The organism is Rhizobacter sp. P2_H2 (assembly GCF_056403375.1).
Genome location: NZ_JBFUFP010000683.1, coordinates 1 through 3001 on the forward strand (window position 1 = coordinate 1; position 3001 = coordinate 3001).

5 protein-coding genes are annotated in these 3001 nt (G+C 70.2%); 4 read left to right on the forward strand and 1 reads right to left on the reverse strand.

Features of this window, described 5'->3' with window-relative positions:
- Positions 1–915, reverse strand: a 915-nt coding sequence (locus tag AC1D15_RS24640; RefSeq protein ID WP_477828041.1) for a purine-cytosine permease family protein, incomplete at its 3' end; no start/stop codon positions are given.
- Positions 916–996: 81 nt separating this feature from the next.
- Between AC1D15_RS24640 and ureA the strand changes: the two genes are divergently transcribed.
- From ureA to AC1D15_RS24660, 4 genes are all read left to right on the forward strand, one after another.
- Positions 997–1299 (forward strand): urease subunit gamma, encoded by a 303-nt coding sequence (ureA, locus tag AC1D15_RS24645; RefSeq protein WP_047499948.1) that lies wholly within the window; start codon positions 997–999, stop codon positions 1297–1299.
- Positions 1300–1310: 11 nt separating this feature from the next.
- A complete protein-coding gene (locus AC1D15_RS24650) occupies positions 1311–1925 on the forward strand; it encodes a HupE/UreJ family protein (protein ID WP_477828042.1) in 615 nt (204 codons plus the stop codon).
- An 11-nt stretch (positions 1926–1936) separates the two neighbouring features.
- Entirely contained in the window at positions 1937–2242 is a 306-nt protein-coding gene (locus tag AC1D15_RS24655; RefSeq protein WP_047499945.1) for an urease subunit beta, read from the forward strand.
- Positions 2242–3001 (forward strand): urease subunit alpha (locus AC1D15_RS24660; protein WP_477828043.1); only part of this gene is annotated, 760 nt, incomplete at its 3' end. The genes AC1D15_RS24655 and AC1D15_RS24660, both read left to right, overlap by 1 nt.

Consider the following 3001-nt stretch of genomic DNA (forward strand, 5'->3'; position numbering starts at 1 on the left):
CATCTTGAGCACGCCCGGCACCACCCAGCCGGGCCCGCCGATCAGCACGCCCAGCCACCAGCGTTTGCGGTTGGCCGCAGTGCGCTCGGGCATGAAGCGCAGGTAGTCGACCTGCTCGCCCATCTGCGTGATCAGCGCGATGCCCACCGTCATCGCGGCGCCGAACAGGCCCAGGTTGAACTCCGCGCCGCGGCCCTCGGCGCCGGCGTAGTGCACCAGGCCGTCGAGCACGCCGGGGTTCTGGCGCAGCACGTAGACATAGGGCACGACCAGCAGCACCAGCCACAGCGGCTGCGTCCACACCTGCAGCCGGCTGATCGCGGTGACGCCGTGCGTGACCAGCGGGATCACCACCAGCGCACAGATCAGGTAGCCCCAGGCGGGTGGCACGTCGAACGCGAGCTCGAGCGCGTAGGCCATGATGGCCGCCTCGAGCGCGAAGAAGATGAACGTGAAGCTCGCGTAGATCAGCGAGGTGATGGTGGAGCCGATGTAGCCGAAGCCGGCGCCGCGCGTCAGCAGGTCCATGTCGAGCCCGTGCCGCGCTGCGTAGATGCTGATCGGCAGGCCGGCCAGGAAGATGATCAGCCCGGTCGCGAGGATCGCCCAGAACGCGTTCAGGAAGCCGTACTGCACCAGCAGCGTCGCACCCACCGCCTCGAGCACCAGGAACGAGGCCGCGCCGAACGCGGTGTTGGCCACGCGCAGCTCGGACCACTTGCGAAAGCTGTGCGGCGTGAAGCGCAGCGCGTAGTCCTCCATCGTCTCGCGCGCGACCCAGCTGTTGTAGTCGCGCCGGACCTTCACGACGCGCTGCACCGCCCGCTCATCACCCTGCCCTTCGACAGGTCGCTCGGCCGGCACGATGGCAGGGCCGACCGGCACGGCGCCGTCGAGGGGGTTGGCAGGCTTCATGCGGGGTGGAGCGCAAGCCCCGTGCCATTGCGGTGACCAGGCGCCCTAAGATGTGGCACATCTTCTGCTTCCCGCACCACCATGGAACTGACGCCGCGTGAGAAAGACAAGCTGCTGATCTTCACGGCCTCGCTGCTGGCCGAGCGCCGCAAGGCGCGCGGGCTGAAGCTCAACTACCCCGAGGCGGTCGCGCTGATCAGCGCGGCCATCATGGAGGGCGCGCGCGACGGCAAGACGGTCGCGGCGCTGATGAGCGAGGGCAAGACGGTGCTGACCCGCGCCGACGTGATGGAGGGCGTGGCCGAGCTGATCCCCGAGATCCAGGTCGAGGCGACCTTCCCGGACGGCACCAAGTTGGTGACCGTGCACCAACCCATTGCATGAACGAGATCCCCATGACTGAGACGATGCGTTCCCGCCGGCTTGCTGCTTGCACTGCCGGCCTGCTGCTGGCGCTGCCGGCCCTGGCGATGGCCCACACCGGCAGCGATGCCGGCCTCCACCACGAGGCTCACGACGCGGCCGGCGCACTCGCCGCCGGCTTCGCGCACCCGTTCACCGGGCTCGACCACCTGGCCGCGATGGTCGCGCTAGGCGTCTGGAGCGCGATGACGGCGCGCCGCGCGTGGATCGCGCCGCYGGCCTTCGCCGGCACGCTGCTCGTCGGCGCACTGCTCGGCCTGGCGGGCGTCACGCTGCCGGCGGTGGAGCCGATGATCGCCGCGTCGCTGCTGGTGCTGGGCCTGCTGCTCGCCACCAACGCGCGCCTGCCGGCCGCGGCCGGTGTGCTGATGGCCGCGGGCTTCGCGCTGTTCCACGGCCTGGCGCACGGCGCCGAGCTGGCCGGGCCGACCGCGGCCTTCGCGCTGATTGGCATGGTGGCTGCAACCGCGCTGCTGCATGGCGCGGGCATCGGCATCGGGCTGCTGCTGCGCTCGCGCGCCGCCTGGCTGCCGCGCGTCGCCGGGGCAGCCGTCGCGCTGTTCGGCATCGCACTGCTGGTCAACTGAAGGAGCCGGCGATGATTCCAGGCGAACTGCTGATCGACGGCCCCGACATCGAGATCAACGTCGGCCGCCGCACGATCACGCTGGTGATCGAGAACAGCGGCGACCGGCCGGTGCAGGTCGGCTCGCACTACCACTTCGCCGAGACCAACCCGGCGCTGAAGTTCGACCGCGCGGCCGCGCGCGGCATGCGGCTGAACATCGCGTCGGGCACCGCGGTGCGTTTCGAGCCGGGGCAGCAGCGCACGGTCGAGCTGGTCGACTATGCGGGCGACCGCAAGGTCTACGGCTTCCGCGGCGAAGTGCAGGGAGCGCTCTGATGGCCACCATCAACCGCCGCGCCTATGCGGAGATGTTCGGCCCGACGGCCGGTGACCGCGTGCGCCTGGCCGACACCGGCCTCATCGTCGAGGTCGAGAAGGACTACACGCTGCTGGCCGGCGGCTACGGCGAAGAGGTGAAGTTCGGCGGCGGCAAGACCATCCGCGACGGCATGGGCCAGGGCCAGCGATTGGCGAAGGACGTGGCCGACACGGTGATCACCAATGCGCTGATCATCGACCACTGGGGCATCGTGAAGGCCGACATCGGCCTGAAGGCGGGCCGCATCGCCGGCATCGGCAAGGCCGGCAACCCCGACGTGCAGCCCGGCATCGACATCGTGATCGGCCCCGGCACCGAGATCATCGCTGGCGAGGGCAGCATCGTCACGGCCGGCGGCATCGACTCGCACATCCACTTCATCTGCCCGCAGCAGATCGAGGAGGCGCTGATGAGCGGCGTCACGACGATGCTCGGCGGCGGCACCGGCCCGGCCACCGGCACCTTCGCGACCACCTGCACCCCCGGCCCCTGGTACATCCACCAGATGCTGAAGGCGGCCGAGGCGTTCCCGATGAACCTCGGCTTCCAGGGCAAGGGCAATGCGAGCCTGCCCGGCGCGCTCGACGAGCAGATCGAGGCAGGCGCCTACGGCCTGAAGCTGCACGAGGACTGGGGGACCACGCCGGCAGCGATCGACAACTGCCTGGGCGTGGCCGAGCGGCACGACATCCAGGTCACGATCCACACCGACACGC